This is a genomic window from Streptomyces sp. P3 (genome assembly GCF_003032475.1).
Taxonomy (GTDB): domain Bacteria; phylum Actinomycetota; class Actinomycetes; order Streptomycetales; family Streptomycetaceae; genus Streptomyces.
In genome coordinates this window covers 730,387-749,620 of sequence record NZ_CP028369.1, presented here as the reverse complement: position 1 = coordinate 749,620, position 19,234 = coordinate 730,387, and the positions used below count along the sequence as shown (strand labels likewise).

The following is a 19,234-nucleotide window of genomic DNA, read 5'->3' as shown; positions in this document are numbered from 1 at the left end:
GGGTGCGGCAGTCCTGCCACTGTCAGGGGCATCCGGCGTGGACGACGCTTACCTCATGAACGCACTCGGCGAGTACCTCACCGTCCTGGTCCTCTTCCTCGTCCTCGCGGCTCCGGCGCTCGTGGGACATCTCCACGAACGCCGGATCGACCGCCAGCTGAAGGCCGCCGCGCAGGCCGCGCGGCCCGTGACCCGGACCCGGACCCGGACCCGGACCCGGACCCGGGCTCAGAAGTCCTCGTCCAGGTCCACGGTGCCCTCCACCGCGACCTGGTACGCCGACGGACGGCGCTCGAAGAAGTTGGTCAGCTCCTGAACGCCCTGCAGCTCCATGAAGGAGAAGGGGTTCTCCGAGCCGTACACCGGGGCGAAGCCGAGCCGCGACAGACGCTGGTCGGCGACGCACTCGAGGTACTGCCGCATCGACTCGGTGTTCATGCCCGGCAGGCCGTCGCCGCACAGGTCGCGCCCGAACTGGAGCTCGGCCTCGACGGCCTCCCGGAGCATGGCGACGACCTGCTCCCGGAGCCGGTCGTCGAAGAGCTCCGGTTCCTCCTTGCGGACCGTGTCGACGACCTCGAAGGCGAAGCTCATGTGCATGGTCTCGTCGCGGAACACCCAGTTGGTCCCGGTGGCCAGACCGTGCAGCAGACCCCGGCTGCGGAACCAGTAGACGTACGCGAACGCGCCGTAGAAGAACAGGCCCTCGATGCACGCGGCGAAGCAGATCAGGTTGAGCAGGAAGCGGCGCCGGTCGGCCTGCGACTCCAGCCGCTCCAGCTTCTCCACCTCGTTGATCCACTTGAAGCAGAACTCGGCCTTCTCCCTGATGGACGGGATGTTCTCCACCGCCGCGAAGGCCGCCGCCCGGTCGTCCGGGTCGGGCAGATACGTGTCCAGCAGCGTCAGATAGAACTGGACGTGCACGGCCTCCTCGAAGAGCTGCCGTGACAGGTACAGGCGAGCCTCGGGCGAGTTGATGTGCTTGTACAGCGTCAGCACGAGGTTGTTCGCCACGATCGAGTCGCCCGTCGCGAAGAACGCGACCAGCCGGCCGATCATGTGCTGCTCGCCCTCGGACAGCTTCGCCAGGTCGGTGACGTCCGAGTGGAGGTCGACCTCCTCGACGGTCCAGGTGTTCTTGATGGCGTCCCGGTAGCGCTCGTAGAAGTCGGGGTAGCGCATCGGGCGCAGGGTCAGCTCGAAGCCCGGGTCGAGCAGGTTCTTCTCGGTCTTCTCGGGTGCGGTGGTCATTACTGGCAGGCCTCGCAGGACTCGGGGTTCTCCAGGGAGCAGGCGACGGCGTCGGGGTCGGCGGCCTGCTGCACGGGGATGGTGTTCTCCGGCTGCGCCTGGGCCTGAGCGGCCCGGGCGATCCGGGTGGCCGGGCGCGAACGCAGGTAGTACGTCGTCTTCAGCCCCGACTTCCACGCGTACGCGTACATCGAGGAGAGCTTGCCGATCGTCGGCGTCTCCAGGAACAGGTTCAGCGACTGCGCCTGGTCCAGGTACGGGGTACGGGCTGCGGCCATGTCGATCAGGCCGCGCTGGGGGATCTCCCACGCCGTGCGGTACAGGGCCCGCACCTCGGCCGGGATCCACGCGAAGCCCTGAACCGAGCCGTTCGCCTCGCGCAGCGCCTCACGGGTGCGTGCGTCCCAGACGCCGAGCTCCTTGAGCTCGCGCACCAGGTACGAGTTGACCTGGAGGAACTCGCCGGACAGCGTCTCGCGCTTGAACAGGTTCGACACCTGCGGCTCGATGCACTCGTAGACGCCCGCGATGGAGGCGATGGTGGCGGTGGGCGCGATGGCGAGCAGCAGGGAGTTGCGCAGCCCCGTGGAGGCGATCCGCTCGCGCAGCGCCGCCCAGCGCTCGGGCCACGCGAACTCGACGCCGTAGTGGTCCGGGTGCAGCACGCCCCGGGCCGTACGGGTCTTCTCCCAGGCCGGCAGCGGGCCGCTCCGCTCGGCCAGGTCGGCGGAGGCCTCGTAGGCGGCGAGCATCACCCGCTCGGCGATGCGGGTGGAGAGGGCCTTGGCCTCGGGCGAGTCGAAGGGCAGCCGCAGCTTGAAGAAGACGTCCTGGAGGCCCATCGCGCCCAGCCCGACCGGACGCCAGCGAGCGTTGGAACGGCCCGCCTGCTCGGTCGGGTAGAAGTTGATGTCGACGACGCGGTCCAGAAACGTGACCGCGGTGCGGACGGTCTCGTCCAGCCGCTCCCAGTCGATGCCGCCGTTCGCCGTGTCGACGAACGCCCCCAGGTTCACCGAGCCCAGGTTGCACACCGCCGTCTCGCCGTCGTCCGTGACCTCCAGGATCTCCGTGCAGAGGTTGGAGGAGTGCACGACATGGCCCGGCTCGGCCGTCTGGTTGGCGGTGCGGTTGGCGGCGTCCTTGAAGGTCATCCAGCCGTTGCCGGTCTGCGCGAGGGTGCGCATCATACGGCCGTACAGGTCACGGGCCGCGATGGTCTTCCTCGCCAGACCGGCGGCCTCGGCCCTGCGGTAGGCCGCGTCGAACTCGTCGCCCCACAGGTCGACCAGGTCGGGCACGTCGGCCGGGGAGAACAGCGACCACGGCTCGTCGGCGTTGACCCGGCGCATGAACTCGTCCGGGATCCAGTGCGCCAGGTTCAGGTTGTGCGTACGCCGGGCGTCCTCACCGGTGTTGTCCCGCAGTTCCAGGAACTCCTCGATGTCGGAGTGCCAGGTCTCCAGGTAGACCGCCGCCGCGCCCTTGCGCCGGCCGCCCTGGTTCACGGCGGCGACCGAGGCGTCCAGGGTCTTGAGGAACGGCACGATGCCGTTGGAGTGCCCGTTGGTGCCGCGGATCAGCGAACCCCGGCTGCGGATCCGGGAGTACGACAGACCGATGCCGCCGGCGTGCTTGGAGAGCCGGGCCACCTGGTGGTAGCGGTCGTAGATCGAGTCCAGTTCGTCCAGCGGCGAGTCCAGCAGGTAGCAGGACGACATCTGGGGGTGCCGGGTTCCGGAGTTGAAGAGCGTGGGGGAGGACGGGAGGTAGTCCAGGCGGCTCATGAGCCGGTAGAGAGCCGCCACTTCGTCCAGCGCGCGGGTGCCGTCGTCCTCGGCCAGGCCGGAGGCGACCCGCAGCAGGAAGTGCTGGGGCGTCTCGACGACCTTGCGAGTGATCGGGTGCCGCAGGAGATAGCGGCTGTGCAGGGTGCGCAGCCCGAAGTAGCCGAAGCGGTCGTCGGCCGCGGTGTCGATCAGCGCGTCGAGGCGGGCCGCGTGGACGCGCACGAACTCCGCGGTGCGGTCCGCGATCAGGCCCTCGCGGTGCCCCACGGCGACCGACGCGGTGAACGACGTGACGCCCTGGGAGGCGGCCTCCGCGGCGATGCCGATGGTCAGCAGCCGGGCGGCCAGCTTCGAGTAGGCGGGGTCCTCGGAGATCAGGCCGGCGGCCGCCTCCGTGGCCAGCTCGCGCAGCTCCGCCTCGTCGGCCCGGGCGGACCGGCCGCGCAGGGCGGCGGCCGCGACGCGGCCCGGGTCGGCGTCGGGCAGATCGGCGGTCAGCTCGGTCAGGGTACGCAGCAACGCGGTCCCGGGACCGTCGGTCCTCAGCTCGGTGACTGAGGCCGGTTCGGCTGGCGCGATGGTCACGTGGGGCACTCCCTCGCTCGGCAAGGGGCCTGGTGCGGGGCGGGAGGCAGCACACGAGCGCGCGGGGGCGTCGCGTCCACCGGCCCACTCCACGAGGCCCGGACGTCAGGGCACCCGGACCGGACGGCCGGGCGCGCTGTCGGCAGGACCTCGGACTGAACAGGCGTGCCCATATGGGTAGGGATGCACGCGAGTACACCGTTGCGGGACAGTTCCGGATTCGCACCGGATTCCCCTGCGGTGACAGCGAGCATGAGCATACATCTTGTGCTCACCCGTCACGCCAGCCCCAGATGTTGTGTCGGGGTGGGTTCAGAGGGTCAACTGGTAGGTGAGGAGAGTGACATCGTCCAGGTGCGGTACGGGGCTCCAGTCCCGCTCGGGTGTGCGGACGAAGCCGAGACGTTCGTAGATGCGGTGCGCGGTGTGCATGCCGCGCTGGCTCGACAGGACGACGGCCGTGCAGTCCCGCGTGGCCCGCGCCCGCTCGAGACAGGCCCGCACGAGCGCCTCCCCGACACCCCTGCCGCGCGCCGTGTGCGTGACCGCGAGCGCACGGATCTCGGCCTCACCGGGCCGCGCGATGTCGGCGACCGGGCCGGGACCGGACACGAAGGTGACGCCGCCGAGCAGCCGGTCGCCGTCCACGGCCACCAGTACCTCGGCGGCGGCCGCCCGCGCGGCGACGTCCTTCAGCACCGGCAGATACGGGTCCTCCTCGCCGAAGTCGAGGAGACCGTCCCGGAGATAGGCCTGGGCGGTGATGTCGCCCAGGGTCTCGTGCTCGCCGGGCGTGATCCGCCGTATCGCGATGTCCATGGCTCCGAGTCTGCCGGACGCCCGGGTTGCGGAGGCTGTCGGGGTGCTTCCACGGAGGCAGGTCGTCGACGTCGCGTGATTCCCCTCGTCTCCCGGTTCGTGGTGCGGTCCTCGCCGCGTCCATCGCCGCCGCCCGCTTGCTGGTCCCGACGGACACGAGACCGGTGCCGGTCTCGTGTCCGTCCTGCCGTCCGTCCTCCGGTTCGTCCTTTCGCCCTAGTGCAACGTGCCCGCGGTCGCCGGGGGCAGCTCCACCTGGACGCCCGGATCGCCCGCGTCAGCCGTGTAGTCCGACGGGTTCGTCTCGTCGACGCCGTCGGGGGCGTTGGCGGCCTTCAGGACGAAGGTCAGGACCACCGTGACGACCACGTTGAGGACGAACGCCGTCAGGCCGATGTAGCCGATCTCGCCGATGCCCGGGATCTCCTTCGCCGAGCCGCCGAAGTGCTTCTGCGTCGGGGAGGCGACCCCGTACGCGGCGAAGGTGCCGTAGACCATGCCGACGGCCCAGCCGGCGAGCAACGCCCAGCGGTGGAACCAGCGGGTGAAGAGGCCGCCGACCAGCGCGGGGAACGTCTGCAGGATCCAGATGCCGCCCAGCAACTGGAAGTTGATGGCCACCGTCTTGTCCATGGTGAGGACGAAGACCAGCGCCCCGACCTTCACCAGCAGCGAGACCAGCTTGGAGACGCGGGTCTCCTCCCTGGGCGTCGCGTCCGGCTTGATGAAGTCCTTGTAGATGTTGCGGGTGAAGAGGTTCGCGGCCGCGATCGACATGATGGCGGCGGGCACGAGCGCGCCGATGCCGATCGCCGCGAACGCCACGCCCGCGAACCAGGACGGGAACATGTCCTCGAACAGCTGCGGGATCGCCAGCTGTCCGTTGGTGACCTTGACCCCGGCCGCGATCGCCATGAAGCCCAGCAGCGCGAGCAGGCCCAGCATCAGGGAGTACAGCGGCAGGATCGTGGTGTTGCGGCGGATCACCTCACGGCTGCGCGAGGACAGCGTCGCCGTGATGGAGTGCGGGTACATGAACAGCGCCAGCGCCGAGCCCAGCGCGAGCGTCGCGTACGTCCACTGGCCCGGTTCGGCCGGGGTCAGCGCACCGCGCGGCTTGCCCGTCGCCGGGTTGGTCTGGCTGAACGCCTCGCCCGCCTTGGCGAAGATGTCGTCGAAGCCGCCGAGTTTGATCGGGATGTAGATGATCGCCACCGCGATCACGATGTAGATCAGCGTGTCCTTCACGAACGCGATCAGCGCGGGGGCCCGCAGACCGGAGGAGTAGGTGTAGGCGGCCAGCACGCCGAACGCGATCAGCAGCGGCAGGTCCTTCACGAACCAGTTGGTGTTCTCGCCGCCGCCGACGCCCATCACGTCCAGCACGGCCTGGATGCCGACCAGTTGGAGGGCGATGTACGGCATCGTCGCGAGGATGCCGGTGACGGCGACCGCCAGCGACAGGCCCTTCGAGCCGAACCGGCCCCGCACGAAGTCCGAGGTCGTCACGTAGCCGTGCTTGTGGGACACCGACCACAGGCGGGGCAGGAAGGTGAAGATCAGCGGGTAGACCAGGATCGTGTACGGCACCGCGAAGAATCCGGCCGCGCCCGCCGCGTAGATGGCCGCGGGCACCGCGACGAAGGTGTACGCGGTGTACAGGTCGCCGCCGAGCAGGAACCAGGTGACCCAGGTGCCGAACGACCGGCCGCCCAGGCCCCATTCGTCGAGGCTGTGCTCGTTCTCGGCCTTGCGCCAGCGCGCGGCCAGGAAGCCCATGACCGTGACGGCCAGGAAGAAGAAGATGAAGACGGCGAGCGCCACGCCGTTCACGCCGTCCTTCACCGCGACGCACCGCCCTTCGCGGACGAGGAGCCCCTACGACCGCGCTGGTCGAGCCGCCACAGCCGGTACGCGACGACCGTGAGCACGGTGGAGATCAGCACCCACAGCATCTGGTACCAGTAGAAGAACGGGATCCCGATGAACGCCGGATCCACCTTCGCGTACGAACCCACCCACAGCATCGCCACGAAGGGCGCGAACAGACAGAGGCCGATGGCGACGCGCAACGGCGTCACCACCGGCCCCCTGGTCACTTCCGGGCTCTCTGACATCGGCGGCTCCGCCCCTCACTCGATCGCCTTGATCACAGATGTAATGCGCAGGCAATGTAAGTGACGGATAAGCCCAGCGGAAGGCCCTCCACAGACCCTCTACTGGGCGGGCCGTTTCAGCCGCGCCACGAACTTGTACCGGTCCCCCCGGTACACCGACCGCACCCACTCCACCGGCAGCCCCGTGCGGTCCAGCGAGTGGCGGGACAGCATCAGCATCGGCAGCCCCACGTCGGTGCCGAGCAGGCCGGCCTCGCGCGGCGTGGCCAGCGAGGTCTCGATGGTCTCCTCGGCCTCGGCGAGATGGACGTCGTAGACCTCGGCGAGGGCGGTGTACAGCGAGGTGTACTTGGCCAGCGACCGGCGCAGGGCCGGGAAGCGCTTGGCCGACAGATGGGTCGTCTCGATGGCCATCGGCTCGCCGTTGGCCATCCGCAGCCGCTCGATGCGCAGCACCCGGCCGCCGGCCGTGATGTCGAGCAGTCCGGCGAGGCGGTCGTCCGCGGTGATGTAGCCGATGTCCAGCAGCTGCGAGGTCGGCTCGAGGCCCTGGGCGCGCATGTCCTCGGTGTACGAGGTGAGCTGGAGCGCCTGGGAGACCTTCGGCTTGGCGACGAAGGTGCCCTTGCCCTGGATGCGCTCGAGCCGGCCCTCCACGACGAGCTCCTGCAGCGCCTGCCGGACGGTCGTGCGCGAGGTGTCGAACTCGGCCGCCAGCGTGCGCTCCGGCGGGACCGGGGTGCCCGGCGACTGGGTCTGCGTCATGTCGAGCAGGTGCTTCTTCAACCGGTAGTACTTGGGCACACGCGCGGTACGGACGGTCGCCCCACCCTCGTTCGCCGCACTGCTGACGTCGGTGCTCATGTCCTGCCTTCCCGGCCTCGGATGCGGGTCACATCGTGGCACGGCCGCGGGCGCTGTCGCCCCGCCGTCCCGTGATCCCCTCTGTATACCGTCGCAACCCTTGCTGGTCTAGTCCACCAGGTCAAATGGTCTACCGGAGCGACGGCCTCCGATGTCGAGGTTTTCGAGGGCTTCTTACTTAAAGGTTCCTGCATATGTAGGTCCCATAACGGCTGGTCGGAGGGGATTCGGCCACCCTTGACAGGCCAGGTGGTCTGAGCCAAGCTCTGCGCACTGGTCTACACCATTGGTCCAGAGATCGAGGTCCCGGCCCGTGGGCGGGGGGTGTGGCATCCCTGAGGAGGATGGCGTGAAGCGCAAGCTGATAGCCGCGATCGGTATCGCGGGCATGATGGTCTCCATCGCGGCGTGCGGGGACGACAGCGGGAGCGGGGACTCGAAGGGCACCGACGCCAAGGAGCTGACCGTCTGGCTCACCGTCGACGCGCAGAACAACTGGCCCGAACTGGTGAAGGCCGCCGACGCGGCGGTGCAGAAGGCGCACCCCGGCGTCAAGATCAACCACGAGTACTACGGCTGGCCGGACAAGAACGCCAAGCTGGACGCCGTCCTCGCCACCGACAAGGCCCCCGACGTCGTCGAGATGGGCAACACCGAGATGCTCGGCTACATGGTCAAGGGCGCCTTCGCCCCCCTCGACGCGGGCAAGTTCGACAACTCCTCCGCCTGGCTCGACGGCCTCAAGGCCTCGGTGACCTACGACGGCAAGACCTACGGCGTGCCGTACTACGCCGGCGGCCGCGTCGCCAACTGGCGCAAGGACGTCTTCGCCGCCGCCGGGGTGACGTCCGCCCCGAAGACCTACGCGGAGCTCACCGCGGCGCTCGACAAGGTGCAGAAGAAGGAGGGCGACAAGTTCTCCGCGTGGTACCAGCCCAGCCGTGACTGGTACGCGGCCATGTCGTTCGTCTACGACGCCGGCGGCTCCATCGCCAAGGAGGACGGCGGCCAGTGGAAGGCCGACCTGTCCTCGCCGGAGTCGATCAAGGGCCTCAACGAGTTCAAGAAGGTCCTCGACACGTACATGCACGGCGACAAGACCAAGGACGAGTCCGACCGCTACATCGTCTACGGCCAGGGCAAGTCCGGCATGATCTTCGCCCCCGCCTGGGAGGGCGCGACCGCCGCCGCCAAGGAGAACGACAAGACCGGCAAGCTCGCCGGCAACGTCGAGAACTTCGTGATGCCCGGCCCGTCCGGCAAGAACCTCCCCGTCTTCCTCGGCGGTTCCGACCTCGCCGTCCCGGTCAAGTCCGACGCACAGGGCCTCGCCGCCGAGTGGATCAACGCCTTCACCGGTCCCGCCGGACAGAAGGGCCTGATCGGCAAGGGCAACCTGCCCAACAACAAGACCGACCTCGCGACTCTCAAGAACGACCCGGCGACGGCGGTCCCGGCCACCGCGGCCGAGTCCAACTGGTTCGTCCCCATGGCCCCCGGCTGGGGCCAGGTCGAGAAGGCCCAGGTGCTCCAGACCATGCTCCAGAGCATCGGCACCGGCAAGAAGACGGTCGAGGCCGCCGCGAAGGACGCGGACACCGCGATCGACAAGGTCATCAACACCAAGTGACCTGAGGGCAGGGCCCCGTGACTCACCGGGCCCTGCCTCCCGTACGACCCGAAGGACCGCTGAGGAGCGCGCGGATGAGTGCCGCAGACACGACCACCCCTGCCAAGGCGCCGCCGCGGCGGCCGTCACCGCCACCGCCCGCGCCACCGGGCGGACCACGGGCGAAACGCACGTCCGCCGGAACCCCCTGGCTGCTCCTCGCCCCCTGCCTGCTGGTGCTCGCCCTGGTGATGGGCTATCCGCTGGTCCGGCTCGTCACCCTCTCCTTCCAGAAGTTCGGGCAGTCCCAGCTGTGGGGCTTCCAGCCGGCCGAGTCGGTCGGGTTCGACAACTTCGCCGGCGTGCTGGGCGACGGCGAGTTCTGGCAGGTCGTCCTGCGCACGATCGTCTTCGCGGCGGGCTGCGTGATCCTCACGATGGTCCTCGGCATGATGGTCGCGCTGCTCCTGCAGCGGGTCTCCGGCTGGGTGAGGACCCTCGTCAACATCGCGCTCGTGGCCGGCTGGGGCATGCCGGTCATCGTCGCCACCACCGTCTTCAAGTGGCTGTTCGACTCCGACTACGGCATCCTCAACGCCGTCCTCAGCAGGCTGCCCGGCGTCGAGCTGATCGGCCACAACTGGTTCGCGAGCGGGCCGCAGGGCCTCGCGGTGATCATGCTGCTGGTGATCTGGGGCGCGGTGCCCTTCGTGGTGATCACCCTCACCGCCGGCCTCACCCAGGTTCCCGCCGAACTGGGGGAGGCCGCCCGCCTCGACGGCGCCGGCGCCTGGGGCGTCTTCCGGTACGTCACCCTGCCCGTCCTCAAGCCGGTCATCGTGATGCTCACGACCCTGTCGGTCATCTGGGACATGGGTGTCTTCCCCCAGGTCTTCGTCATGCGCAACGGCCACCCCGAGGCCGAGTTCCAGCTCCTGACGACGTACTCCTACGACCGCGCCTTCGTCGTCAACGACTACGGCCAGGGCTCGGCCATCGCGCTGATCACCGTGCTGCTGCTGCTCGGGGTGGTCGCCGTCTACATGCGCCAGATGCTGAAGATCGGAGAGGTGGAATGACCAGCGTGCGCACCCTCGCCGCGCCGCGCCGGACGTCACGGCTCGGCTGGAACCTCCTCGGCCTGCTGGTCTTCGCCGTCGCGGGCTTCCCCGTCTACTGGATGCTCAACACGGCGTTCAAGCCGGCGAAGGACGCGATCGACCCGGATCCCAGCCTGCTGCCGACACACCTGACCTTCGACAACTTCGGCCGCGCCCTGCACATCGCCGACTTCTGGGGGCCGGTGGGCCGCAGCCTGCTCGTCTCCCTCGCGGTCGTCGCGATCGGCGTCGTCGTGGGCATGCTGGCCGCGCTCGCCATCTCCCGGTTCGCCTTCCGCGGCCGCAAGATCGTCATCGTCGGCATCCTGGCGGTGCAGATGGTCCCGCTCGTCGCCATGATCATCCCGGTCTTCCTGCTGCTGAACGACCTGGACCAGTACGACAAGCTGTCCGGCCTGATCATCACCTATCTGACCTTCATCCTCCCGTTCACGGTGTGGACCCTGCGCGGCTTCATCGTCAACATCCCCAAGGAGCTGGAGGAGGCCGCGATGGTCGACGGCTGCTCCCGCACCGGCGCCTTCGTCCGGGTCGTCTTCCCGCTCCTGGCCCCCGGCATGGTCGCCACCTCGGTCTACGGCTTCATCCAGGCCTGGAACGAGTACCTGTACGCCCTGATGCTGCTCAGCCAGAAGAACCAGACGGCGACCGTGTGGCTCAGCAACTTCTCCACCAAGCACGGCACCGAGTACGCCCCGATGATGGCCGGCGCCACGATGATGGCGCTGCCGATCGTCGCCCTCTTCCTCCTCGTCCAGCGCAAGATGGCCGCGGGGCTGACCGCGGGCGCCGTGAAGGGATGACGCCCCGATGACGACACTCGCCAACGGCACCGACACACTCACCCGCGACGCCCTGACGGTCCTGCAGCCCGGCTTCCCCGGCCACACCGCCCCCGACTGGCTGCTGCGCCGGCTCGGCGAGGGACTGGCGTCGGTCGGCCTGTTCGGCAGGAACATCGCCTCGCCCGGACAACTCGCCGCCCTGACCGCCCGGCTGCGCGCCGAACGAGGCGACGTCCTGGTCGCGATCGACGAGGAGGGCGGCGACGTCACCCGGCTCGAGGTGCGCACCGGCTCCAGCTTCCCCGGCAACCACGCGCTGGGCGCGGTGGACGACGTCTCGCTCACCCGGGAGGTCGCCGCCGAGCTGGGCCGCCGCCTCGCCGCATGCGGAGTCAACCTCAACTGGGCGCCCTCCGCCGACGTCAACTCCAACGCCGCGAACCCGGTCATCGGCGTGCGCTCCTTCGGCGCCGACCCCGCCCTGGTCGCCCGGCACACCGCCGCCTACGTCACCGGCCTGCAGTCGGCGGGCGTCGCGGCCTGCACCAAGCACTTCCCGGGCCACGGCGACACGGCCGTCGACTCCCATCACGCGCTCCCGCGCATCGACGCCGACCCGGCGGTCCTGGCCGAACGCGAGCTGACCCCGTTCCGCGCGGCCATCGCCGCCGGCACCCGCGCCGTGATGAGCGCGCACATCCTGGTCCCGGCCCTCGACCCGGCACACCCGGCGACGTTGTCCCCCCGCGTCCTCACCACCCTCCTGCGCGACGAACTCGGTTACGACGGTCTGATCGTCACCGACGGCATGGAGATGCAGGCCGTCGCCGCGACCTACGGCATCGAGCGCGGCAGCGTCCGCGCGATCGCCGCGGGCGCCGACGCCATCTGCGTGGGCGGCGGCCTCGCCGACGACGAGACGGTGTGCCGGCTGCGCGACGCCCTGGTCACCGCCGTCCGCACGGGCGAACTCCCCGAGGAACGCCTCGCCGACGCGGCACGGCGGGTACGGGCCCTCGCCCGCTGGACGGCGACGGCAGCCACGGCCGGGACCGGGCAGCGGGACGGCGCAGCGGTGCGCGCCGACGTCGGCCTGATCGCCGCCCGCCGTGCCCTGCGGCTCACCGGCGACGAGGTCTTCTCCCCGCTCACCGATCCGCCGTACGTCGCCGCCCTCACCCCGGTCGCCAACATCGCCGTCGGCGACGAGACCCCGTGGGGGATGGCCGCCGAGCTGACCCGGCTGCTGCCGGGAACGCGGACCGGGAGCTTCGCCGGCCCGGGCGCGGGACACGCCGCGCTGGTCGCGGCGGGGGAGCGGCGGATCGTCGCCGTGGTCCGCGACGAGCACCGGCATCCCTGGATGACGAGCGCCCTCGACACCCTTCTCGCGGCCCGCCCGGACACGGTCGTCGTCGAGATGGGCGTCCCCCAGGCCCCGCCCCGGGGCGTCCTGCACATCGCCACCCACGGCGCCGCCCGGGTGTGCGCCCGCGCGGCGGCCGAGGTAGTCGCGGGACGGTAGGCACGACGACGAGGAAGGCGCCGGGTCCCTGGTCGGGAACCCGGCGCCTTCCTCGTAGCGGCGGTCGCGGTGCGCGGCCGAGGCGGAGCGCCGCCTCAGATCCCCTGCCACTGCGGCTTGTGGGCGTAGGTGTGCCGGAAATAGTCCGCGAGCTTCAGCTCGGACGCGGCGGCCTCGTCGACGACGACCGTGGCGTGCGGGTGCAGTTGCAGGGCGGAGGCGGGGCACACGGCGGCGACCGGCCCCTCGACGGAGGCGGCGACCGCGTCCGCCTTGCCCTCCCCGGTGGCGAGCAGCACCACGTGCCGGGCCTCCAGGATCGTCCCGATCCCCTGGGTGATGACGTGGTGCGGGACCTGTTCGACGTCTCCGTCGAAGAACCTGGCGTTGTCCACCCGGGTCTGCTCGGTCAGCGTCTTGATCCGGGTCCGCGAGCGCAGCGACGAACACGGCTCGTTGAACCCGATGTGCCCGTCGGTGCCGATCCCGAGCAGTTGGAGGTCCACGCCGCCGGCCGCTGCCAGCGCCCGGTCGTAGGCCTCGCAGGCGGCCTGCACGTCGTCGGCCGTGCCGTCCGGACCGAGGAACGCCTCCATCTTCACGCCCAGCGGCTCGAGAACCTCGCGCCGCAGGACGGAGCGGTAGGACTCGGGGTGCTCGGCGGGCAGGCCCACGTACTCGTCGAGCTGGGCGATCCGGGCACGCGAGGTGTCCACGGCGCCGGCGCGCACCTGGGCGGCCAGCGCCTCGTAGACGGGCAGCGGGGTGGAACCGGTGGCCACCCCGAGCAGCGCGTCCGGCTTGCGCCGAAGGAGCTGGGCCATGGCCTCGGCGATGAGCTCGCCGCCCGACCGGGCGTCCGCAACGATGACAACTTCCACGCTGGCCTGCCGTTCTGAGAGGGGCTCCGAGGACCCGGAAGGGCTATGTGGTTTAGACCAATCCAGGGGTTCAATCTAACAGAATCGGGAGCCCCCGTCTCCGGGTGCGGGGCGGGGCGGCCGGGCCGGATCCGAGGCGGGCCGGGGAAATTGACCCGCGCATCCGCCCCGCACGGGAACCCGCACAGGCTAGGCTGCGTGATGGATGGCAGAGCATCCGAACACCCACGACGACGAACAAGCTCCCACACATGGACACCCTTAGTGGTCTAGTCCACAATGGCGGGGGCGCGACACAGAACCTCCGCCTTCCCCGCACAGGAAGGCGGACCGAGGACCCGGAGCTCTCTGCCCTGACTGCCCCGGTCCTCACCTTCGGCCGACGGGACCGCACACCCCGCGGCCGATATTGCTCCGGGCTGCGGTGCCGGGAGGGTTGAGGGTCCCTCTCAGGCGCCGCGGCCCGCGGGTGTTTTCCGGACACTCCGGCTGCCCGGGTACGCTCACAGGCGTGCCCTCCATGAACGAACTCGTACGCCAGCACACCGCGCTCGACGACTCCGACCTCGAGTGGCTCCACCTGCTGGTCTCGGAGTGGCAACTGCTCTCCGACCTCTCCTTCGCGGACCTGGTCCTGTGGGTGCCCACCCGTGACGGCGCGCGTTACGTCTCCGTGGCCCAGATGCGCCCCAACACCGGCCCCACCTCCTACCAGGACGACATGGTCGGTCACCTCGTCCCGCGCGGTCGCCGCCCGCTGCTGGACGCCGCCCTGGACGAGGGCCGGATCGTGCGCGAGGGCGACCCGGAGTGGCGCGAAGAGGTCCCCGTCCGGGTCGAGTCGATCCCCGTGCGGCGGGAGGGCCGCGTCCTCGGCGTCATCGCCCGCAACACCAACCTGCTCACCGTGCGCACCCCGAGCCGACTGGAGCTGACCTACCTCCAGAGCGCCTCCGACCTCGCGCAGATGATCGCGGCCGGCTCCTTCCCGTTCCCCGACCAGCAGATGGACATGGACGCCGCCCCGCGGGTCGGCGACGGGCTGATCCGGGTCGACGGCGACGGCCTCGTCCAGTACGCCTCCCCGAACGCGCTCTCCGCTTACCACCGGATGGGGCTCGCCTCCGACCTGGTCGGTCAGCACCTCGGCCTGACCACCGCCGAACTCGCCCCGACCCGGGGCCCGGTGGACGAGGCCCTCGCCAAGGTCGCCAGCGGCTGGGCGCCGCGCGAGTTCGAGATCGAGGCCAACGACGGGGTCATCCAGTTCCGGGCCATCCCGCTCAAGCCCAAGGGCACCCGTATCGGCGCGCTGGTGCTGCTGCGTGACGTGACCGAACTGCGGCGCCGCGAGCGCGAGTTGATCACCAAGGACGCGACCATCCGGGAGATCCACCATCGGGTGAAGAACAACCTCCAGACGGTGGCGGCCCTGCTGCGCCTGCAGGCCCGGCGCATCGAGTCGGAGCGCGGCCGGGAGGCCCTGGAGGAGGCGGTCCGCCGGGTCGGCTCCATCGCCATCGTCCATGAGACGCTGTCCCAGAACCTGGACGAGCGGGTGGAGTTCGACGAGATCGCCGACCGTGTGCTGGCGATGGTCGCCGAGATCTCCCCGGGCAAGGTCGCCGGCCGGCGCAGCGGACGCTTCGGCATCCTGGACGCCGAGGTCGCCACGCCGCTCTCCATGGTCCTCACCGAGATCCTGCAGAACGCCCTGGAACACGGCTTCCGCGAGGGCGACACCGGCACGGTCGAGGTCTCGGCCGTGCGCGGCGGCACCACCAAGGAGGCCCGTCTCCTGGTCACCGTCCAGGACGACGGCGTCGGGCTGCCCGCCGGTTTCGACCCGCACACCTCGGGCAACCTGGGCCTGCAGATCGTGCGGACGCTGGTGGAGGGGGAGCTCGGCGGGAGCTTCGACATGGTCCCGGCCCCCGACCGCGGGACACAGGTGATCCTCGACATCCCGGTGCGCGCGCACAAGTGAGCCGTGCGGGAGGCGCGCCGGGCGGAGCCCTTCGGCGGACCGCGCACAGCACGAAGCCCCGGACCGTTCAGGGGTCCGGGGCTCGAATGCTCGTTGCCAGCGTGTGCTGCGCATCGGGGGTACTGCGCGCTGCGGCTCGGGGGCGGGAGATGCGTACTCGCTGTACGCGCCGCCAAGCTCAGGCTTGCGGGGCGGGTGTTGTCAGGCGGTTGCCTGGCGGGCCCGGTTGCGGGCGGCGCGACGCTTCATGGCACGGCGCTCGTCCTCGCTGAGACCACCCCAGACGCCGGAGTCCTGGCCGGACTCGAGCGCCCACTGCAGACACTGCTCCATAACCGGGCAGCGACGACAGACGGCCTTGGCTTCCTCGATCTGCAGCAGCGCAGGACCGGTGTTGCCGATGGGGAAGAAGAGCTCGGGGTCTTCCTCGCGGCAAACGGCGTTGTGACGCCAGTCCATGGCTGCTACCTCTCCTTGGTATTACATGCAGGTTGCTTGTGAATGTGAACGCTTTCACGAATCCCTCAACAAGTGAAGGGCCACCAGCCAGGTGCACTGGCGTTGGTCCTGTGTGTGAAGAGGGGTTCCGGTGATCAGTGGATGCCGGTGTTGCGGGCTGTCCCGATCGCCACGTAGAGACTCGCAAACCTCAGCGACGGATACAACCCCTACCGGAAAGTTTTTTTTGATTCCTCGGTGTCGACTAGGTCACAGCCGTACTTCCATGGGGTGGATCCTGGCCTAAACGTTCGAGTGAAAGGACTTCAGCCCTTTCTGCTCACACAATCACACGCAGTGCACGGCGTACGCCTGTGAACGTCACGCTGGTTCGCAGCCCCAGGTGGTCACCGTCCATCTGGAGGGGCAACGGGACCTTCGAATGCAAGGTGAACCGGTCCAGGTCGTGCAGTGAGACAGCATGCTTTCCCTGGGGTCCCCGCTCGGGGGACGAAGTGAGCAACTGGGTGCCATATCGGGCAACCGAGGCCGTTGACAGACGGCTGAGACCGAGTACGTCGAGCCCGGTATCGAACGAGGCCTTAGGTGACGCGTACACCGGGCGATTACCCAGATAGGTCCACGGAGCCGTGTTGCAGACTATGGAAAGCACCAAATCCGTCACCGGTTCGGCGTCCGGCCGCTCCAGGGTGATCGAACCGTGCCGGCGCTGTGATTCGCCCAACAACTGGCGCACGGCCTGGCGGATGTAAAGAGCGTGCGTGGATTTCCTGCCGCGTTCACGCTGCTGCTCCACCCGCCCCACCACCCCGGCGTCGAAGCCGAGCCCGGCGTTGAAGGTGAACCAGCGCGAGGGCACCGCCTCGTCCTCGGTGCCGGGCGTGCCGGCCGCGAGCCCCAGGCCCACCGTGCGTTCGCGGCCCTCACGCAGCGCGTCCAGCAGGGCGCCGGTGGCCTCCACAGGATGGTTGGGCAGGTCCAGGGCCCGGGCGAACACGTTGGTGGAACCGCCGGGGACCACCGCGAATCCGGGCAGGTTCTCCGGATCAGGGCCCGCGTGCAGCAGACCGTTCACGACCTCGTTGACCGTGCCGTCCCCGCCGAGGGCCACCACCAGGTCGACGTTGCCGCTCTCGGCGGCCTGCCGGCCGAGGTCACGCGCGTGTCCGCGGTATTCGGTGGTGACCGCCTCGAGCTTCATCTCACTGGCGAGTGCGTGGATGAGGACGTCGCGCGTCCGTGCACTGGTGGTGGTTGCCGCCGGATTGACCACGAGAAGTGCACGCATGAGTTGCAGCGTACCTACTGGGTGGTACCGGGCACAGGCCGAGGTGGGGATCGGGTAAGAGATCGCGAGGTGAGCCTCGACACGGGCGGACCAGGGCGTTGCGACCGTGCGGGCTACCCTTCAGAGGTGAGCAGTGAGCAGACCCCCACAGTCCCCAAGACCGCAGATCCCCGCCCGCGCCGGCTGACGTACGCCGCCGCGCTCGCCGCCCTCGAAGGGCTGGCGCTGGTGGTCGGCGGGGCCTGGATGCTCGTCCTCGGGATCTCCGCGAACCCGGACGACCGTCAGCAGGCCGTCACCGGCGGGGTCACGCTGATCGTGCTCGCGCTGCTGCCGCTGCTCGCCGCGCGCGGCCTGTGGGGCCTGCGCAGCTGGAGCCGGGGACCCGCCGTCATCACGCAGATCATGGCGCTGCCGGTGGCCTACAACCTGCTGCAGGCCGACAGCATGGCCATCCCGGCGGGCATCGCGCTCGCCGCCGCCGCGATCGCCTCGCTCGTGCTGCTGGTCAACGGGGAGACGACCCGGGCCCTCGGGATCCGGGGGCCCGGCCGCCCGCCGGAGTAGGGACGGAGCGGAGCGGTCGCGGGGCGACCGCTACTCCTCTACTCCTCGACGAGCAGCTTCTCCCGCAGCTGGGCCAGGGTGCGCGCCAGCAGCCGGGAGACGTGCATCTGTGAGATGCCCACCTCCTGAGCGATCTGCGACTGCGTCATGTTGCCGAAGAACCGCAGCAGCAGGATCCGCTTCTCCCGAGGCGGCAGGTCCTCCAGGAGCGGCTTGAGCGACTCCCGGTACTCGACGCCCTCCAGCGCCTCGTCCTCCGCGCCGAGGGTGTCCGCGACCGCGGGGGACTCGTCGTCGGTGTCGGGGACGTCCAGCGACAGGGTGGAGTACGCGTTCGCGGACTCCAGGCCCTCCAGGACCTCCTCCTCCGAGATCGCCAGCTTCTCGGCGAGCTCGTGCACCGTGGGGGAGCGGCCGTGCTGCTGCGACAGCTCGGCCGTCGCGGTGGTCAGCGCGAGCCGCAGCTCCTGGAGTCTGCGCGGTACCCGCACCGCCCAGCCCTTGTCGCGGAAGTGCCGCTTGATCTCGCCGACGACCGTCGGGGTCGCGTACGTGGAGAACTCCACACCGCGCTCCGGGTCGAAACGGTCGACCGACTTGATCAGGCCGATGGTGGCGACCTGGGTGAGGTCGTCCAGCGGCTCTCCGCGGTTGCGGAAGCGGCGCGCGAGGTGCTCGACCAGCGGCAGATGCATGCGGACCAGCCGGTTGCGCATCTCCGCGTACTCGGCGCTGCCGTCGTCCAGCTGCCGCAGCTCGACGAACATCGCCCGCGCCCCGCTGCGGTCCGTCGCCGACGTGGGCGAGGAGGTGTGCTGTGTGCCCGGCACGCTCTGCTCGCCGTCTCGCTCGTGCTCGCTCATTGTCCCGCCCGTCGCCCTCTGTCGAGCCCTCGCCTGCGCTCGGCCCGGGGGCGAGCCCCCGATCCGCCCCTCAGGGGGCGAGCCCTGCACGGCACCGTCCGCCATGCTCGCCTGCACGCAGGACGAGTCGTCCTCCGGATGCGGCCGGGCCTGCTCGGGAATGCCGTCGATGTTGTCCGCCAGGTGTCGGGAACCGTCCGGAGAGACTGGCACGTCGGCGCTCCCGGCCGGCAGCTCCTGTGTGCCGCGCTCTTCGTCCCGCAGCGGCCCGTCCCCGTTCCTCACGCCGGCCCGGGTCCCGCGCCGCGCTGTTTGTAGAGGCTGATCGACACGGTCTTGTCCTCGTCGACGGCGGAGGACACCTTGCCCGCGAGGGCGGACAGGACGGTCCAGGCGAAGGTGTCCCGCGAGGGGGCGTGGCCGTCCGTGGTCGGCGCCGAGACGGTGACTTCGAGCGAATCGTCGACGAGGCGGAAGACGCAACTGAGCACCGAGCCGGGCACGGCCTGCTGGAGCAGGATCGCGCAGGCCTCGTCCACCGCGATGCGCAGGTCCTCGATCTCGTCCAGGGTGAAGTCCAAACGGGCCGCGAGGCCGGCCGTGGCCGTCCGCAGCACCGACAGGTAGGCACCCGCAGCCGGCAGCCGGACTTCCACGAAGTCCTGGGTCGCGGGCTCGCCTGCGATCTGGGACACCCTCACCTCCAAGGTGGTACAAGCT

The 19,234-nt window shown here is 70.0% G+C and carries 18 protein-coding genes and 1 riboswitch; of the genes, 7 read left to right on the top strand and 11 right to left on the bottom strand.

Annotation, left to right across the window (positions count from 1 at the left end; translation table 11 throughout):
- Positions 1 to 37: 37 nt before the first annotated feature.
- Positions 38 to 316, top strand: a complete 279-nt coding sequence (locus C6376_RS03135; protein WP_254075822.1) for a hypothetical protein — start codon at positions 38 to 40, stop codon at positions 314 to 316.
- Here C6376_RS03135 and C6376_RS03130 read toward each other — a convergent pair.
- From C6376_RS03130 to C6376_RS03105, 6 genes are all read right to left on the bottom strand, one after another.
- Positions 229 to 1,254, bottom strand: coding sequence for a ribonucleotide-diphosphate reductase subunit beta (locus C6376_RS03130; RefSeq protein ID WP_107441982.1), 1,026 nt, complete (start codon positions 1,252 to 1,254; stop codon positions 229 to 231). The genes C6376_RS03135 and C6376_RS03130 overlap by 88 nt on opposite strands.
- Positions 1,254 to 3,629 (bottom strand): ribonucleoside-diphosphate reductase subunit alpha, encoded by a 2,376-nt coding sequence (locus tag C6376_RS03125; RefSeq protein ID WP_107441981.1) that lies wholly within the window; start codon positions 3,627 to 3,629, stop codon positions 1,254 to 1,256. The genes C6376_RS03130 and C6376_RS03125 overlap by 1 nt, the downstream gene beginning before the upstream one ends.
- Positions 3,630 to 3,774: 145 nt before the next feature.
- Positions 3,775 to 3,864, bottom strand: a riboswitch (cobalamin riboswitch).
- Positions 3,865 to 3,941: 77 nt separating this feature from the next.
- Positions 3,942 to 4,448: a GNAT family N-acetyltransferase gene (locus tag C6376_RS03120; protein WP_107441980.1), complete on the bottom strand. Its 507-nt coding sequence runs from the start codon at positions 4,446 to 4,448 to the stop codon at positions 3,942 to 3,944.
- A gap of 216 nt (positions 4,449 to 4,664) precedes the next feature.
- Positions 4,665 to 6,293, bottom strand: coding sequence for a monocarboxylate uptake permease MctP (gene mctP, locus C6376_RS03115; protein ID WP_107441979.1), 1,629 nt, complete (start codon positions 6,291 to 6,293; stop codon positions 4,665 to 4,667).
- Positions 6,290 to 6,565 carry a DUF3311 domain-containing protein gene (locus C6376_RS03110; RefSeq protein WP_107441978.1) on the bottom strand — a complete coding sequence of 92 codons (276 nt, stop codon included), beginning with the start codon at positions 6,563 to 6,565 and terminating at the stop codon, positions 6,290 to 6,292. Before C6376_RS03110 ends, mctP begins: the two co-directional genes overlap by 4 nt.
- A gap of 99 nt (positions 6,566 to 6,664) precedes the next feature.
- Complete coding sequence (locus C6376_RS03105) at positions 6,665 to 7,429, bottom strand: GntR family transcriptional regulator (RefSeq protein WP_107441977.1); 765 nt, start codon at positions 7,427 to 7,429, stop codon at positions 6,665 to 6,667.
- A gap of 349 nt (positions 7,430 to 7,778) precedes the next feature.
- On the opposite strand from C6376_RS03105, the gene C6376_RS03100 reads away from it, so the two are divergent.
- From C6376_RS03100 to C6376_RS03085, 4 genes are all read left to right on the top strand, one after another.
- Positions 7,779 to 9,059 carry an extracellular solute-binding protein gene (locus C6376_RS03100; protein WP_107441976.1) on the top strand — a complete coding sequence of 427 codons (1,281 nt, stop codon included), beginning with the start codon at positions 7,779 to 7,781 and terminating at the stop codon, positions 9,057 to 9,059.
- Between the two features lie 74 nt (positions 9,060 to 9,133).
- A complete protein-coding gene (locus C6376_RS03095) occupies positions 9,134 to 10,117 on the top strand; it encodes a carbohydrate ABC transporter permease (protein ID WP_107441975.1) in 984 nt (327 codons plus the stop codon).
- Complete coding sequence (locus tag C6376_RS03090) at positions 10,114 to 10,962, top strand: carbohydrate ABC transporter permease (RefSeq protein WP_107441974.1); 849 nt, start codon at positions 10,114 to 10,116, stop codon at positions 10,960 to 10,962. The genes C6376_RS03095 and C6376_RS03090 overlap by 4 nt, the downstream gene beginning before the upstream one ends.
- 7 nt (positions 10,963 to 10,969) lie before the next feature.
- Complete coding sequence (locus C6376_RS03085) at positions 10,970 to 12,469, top strand: glycoside hydrolase family 3 protein (RefSeq protein ID WP_107441973.1); 1,500 nt, start codon at positions 10,970 to 10,972, stop codon at positions 12,467 to 12,469.
- Positions 12,470 to 12,564: 95 nt separating this feature from the next.
- Here C6376_RS03085 and nagB read toward each other — a convergent pair whose 3' ends face one another.
- Positions 12,565 to 13,350 (bottom strand): glucosamine-6-phosphate deaminase, encoded by a 786-nt coding sequence (gene nagB / locus C6376_RS03080; protein WP_107441972.1) that lies wholly within the window; start codon positions 13,348 to 13,350, stop codon positions 12,565 to 12,567.
- 511 nt (positions 13,351 to 13,861) lie between these two features.
- Between nagB and C6376_RS03075 the strand changes: the two genes are divergently transcribed.
- Positions 13,862 to 15,337 (top strand): sensor histidine kinase, encoded by a 1,476-nt coding sequence (locus C6376_RS03075; RefSeq protein WP_107441971.1) that lies wholly within the window; start codon positions 13,862 to 13,864, stop codon positions 15,335 to 15,337.
- A 201-nt stretch (positions 15,338 to 15,538) separates the two neighbouring features.
- Here the strand turns inward: C6376_RS03075 and C6376_RS03070 are convergent, their stop codons facing one another.
- Together C6376_RS03070 and C6376_RS03065 are read right to left on the bottom strand one after the other, a co-directional pair.
- Positions 15,539 to 15,796 (bottom strand): WhiB family transcriptional regulator, encoded by a 258-nt coding sequence (locus C6376_RS03070; RefSeq protein ID WP_006380970.1) that lies wholly within the window; start codon positions 15,794 to 15,796, stop codon positions 15,539 to 15,541.
- A gap of 319 nt (positions 15,797 to 16,115) precedes the next feature.
- Positions 16,116 to 17,084: a diacylglycerol kinase family protein gene (locus C6376_RS03065; RefSeq protein WP_107441970.1), complete on the bottom strand. Its 969-nt coding sequence runs from the start codon at positions 17,082 to 17,084 to the stop codon at positions 16,116 to 16,118.
- Between the two features lie 126 nt (positions 17,085 to 17,210).
- Here C6376_RS03065 and C6376_RS03060 point away from each other — a divergent pair, with 126 nt between their 5' ends.
- On the top strand, positions 17,211 to 17,651 hold the full coding sequence (locus C6376_RS03060) for a hypothetical protein (protein ID WP_107441969.1): 441 nt from the start codon (positions 17,211 to 17,213) through the stop codon (positions 17,649 to 17,651).
- Between the two features lie 38 nt (positions 17,652 to 17,689).
- Here the strand turns inward: C6376_RS03060 and C6376_RS03055 are convergent, their stop codons facing one another.
- Both C6376_RS03055 and C6376_RS03050 read right to left on the bottom strand, forming a co-directional pair.
- Complete coding sequence (locus tag C6376_RS03055; protein WP_107441968.1) at positions 17,690 to 18,799, bottom strand: SigB/SigF/SigG family RNA polymerase sigma factor; 1,110 nt, start codon at positions 18,797 to 18,799, stop codon at positions 17,690 to 17,692.
- A complete protein-coding gene (locus tag C6376_RS03050) occupies positions 18,796 to 19,209 on the bottom strand; it encodes an anti-sigma regulatory factor (RefSeq protein ID WP_004925829.1) in 414 nt (137 codons plus the stop codon). Before C6376_RS03050 ends, C6376_RS03055 begins: the two co-directional genes overlap by 4 nt.
- Between the last annotated feature and the right edge of the window lie 25 nt (positions 19,210 to 19,234).

What these genes read in the sequence shown, in the direction of transcription:
- C6376_RS03130 (WP_107441982.1), bottom strand. Translation starts at nt 1,254, where the DNA reads ATGACCACCGCACCCGAGAAGACCGAGAAGAACCTGCTCGACCCGGGC.
- C6376_RS03120 (WP_107441980.1), bottom strand. Translation starts at nt 4,448, where the DNA reads ATGGACATCGCGATACGGCGGATCACGCCCGGCGAGCACGAGACCCTG.
- C6376_RS03110 (WP_107441978.1), bottom strand. Translation starts at nt 6,565, where the DNA reads ATGTCAGAGAGCCCGGAAGTGACCAGGGGGCCGGTGGTGACGCCGTTG.
- C6376_RS03105 (WP_107441977.1), bottom strand. Translation starts at nt 7,429, where the DNA reads ATGAGCACCGACGTCAGCAGTGCGGCGAACGAGGGTGGGGCGACCGTC.
- C6376_RS03095 (WP_107441975.1), top strand. Translation starts at nt 9,134, where the DNA reads ATGAGTGCCGCAGACACGACCACCCCTGCCAAGGCGCCGCCGCGGCGG.
- C6376_RS03090 (WP_107441974.1), top strand. Translation starts at nt 10,114, where the DNA reads ATGACCAGCGTGCGCACCCTCGCCGCGCCGCGCCGGACGTCACGGCTC.
- C6376_RS03085 (WP_107441973.1), top strand. Translation starts at nt 10,970, where the DNA reads ATGACGACACTCGCCAACGGCACCGACACACTCACCCGCGACGCCCTG.
- C6376_RS03070 (WP_006380970.1), bottom strand. Translation starts at nt 15,796, where the DNA reads ATGGACTGGCGTCACAACGCCGTTTGCCGCGAGGAAGACCCCGAGCTC.
- C6376_RS03065 (WP_107441970.1), bottom strand. Translation starts at nt 17,084, where the DNA reads ATGCGTGCACTTCTCGTGGTCAATCCGGCGGCAACCACCACCAGTGCA.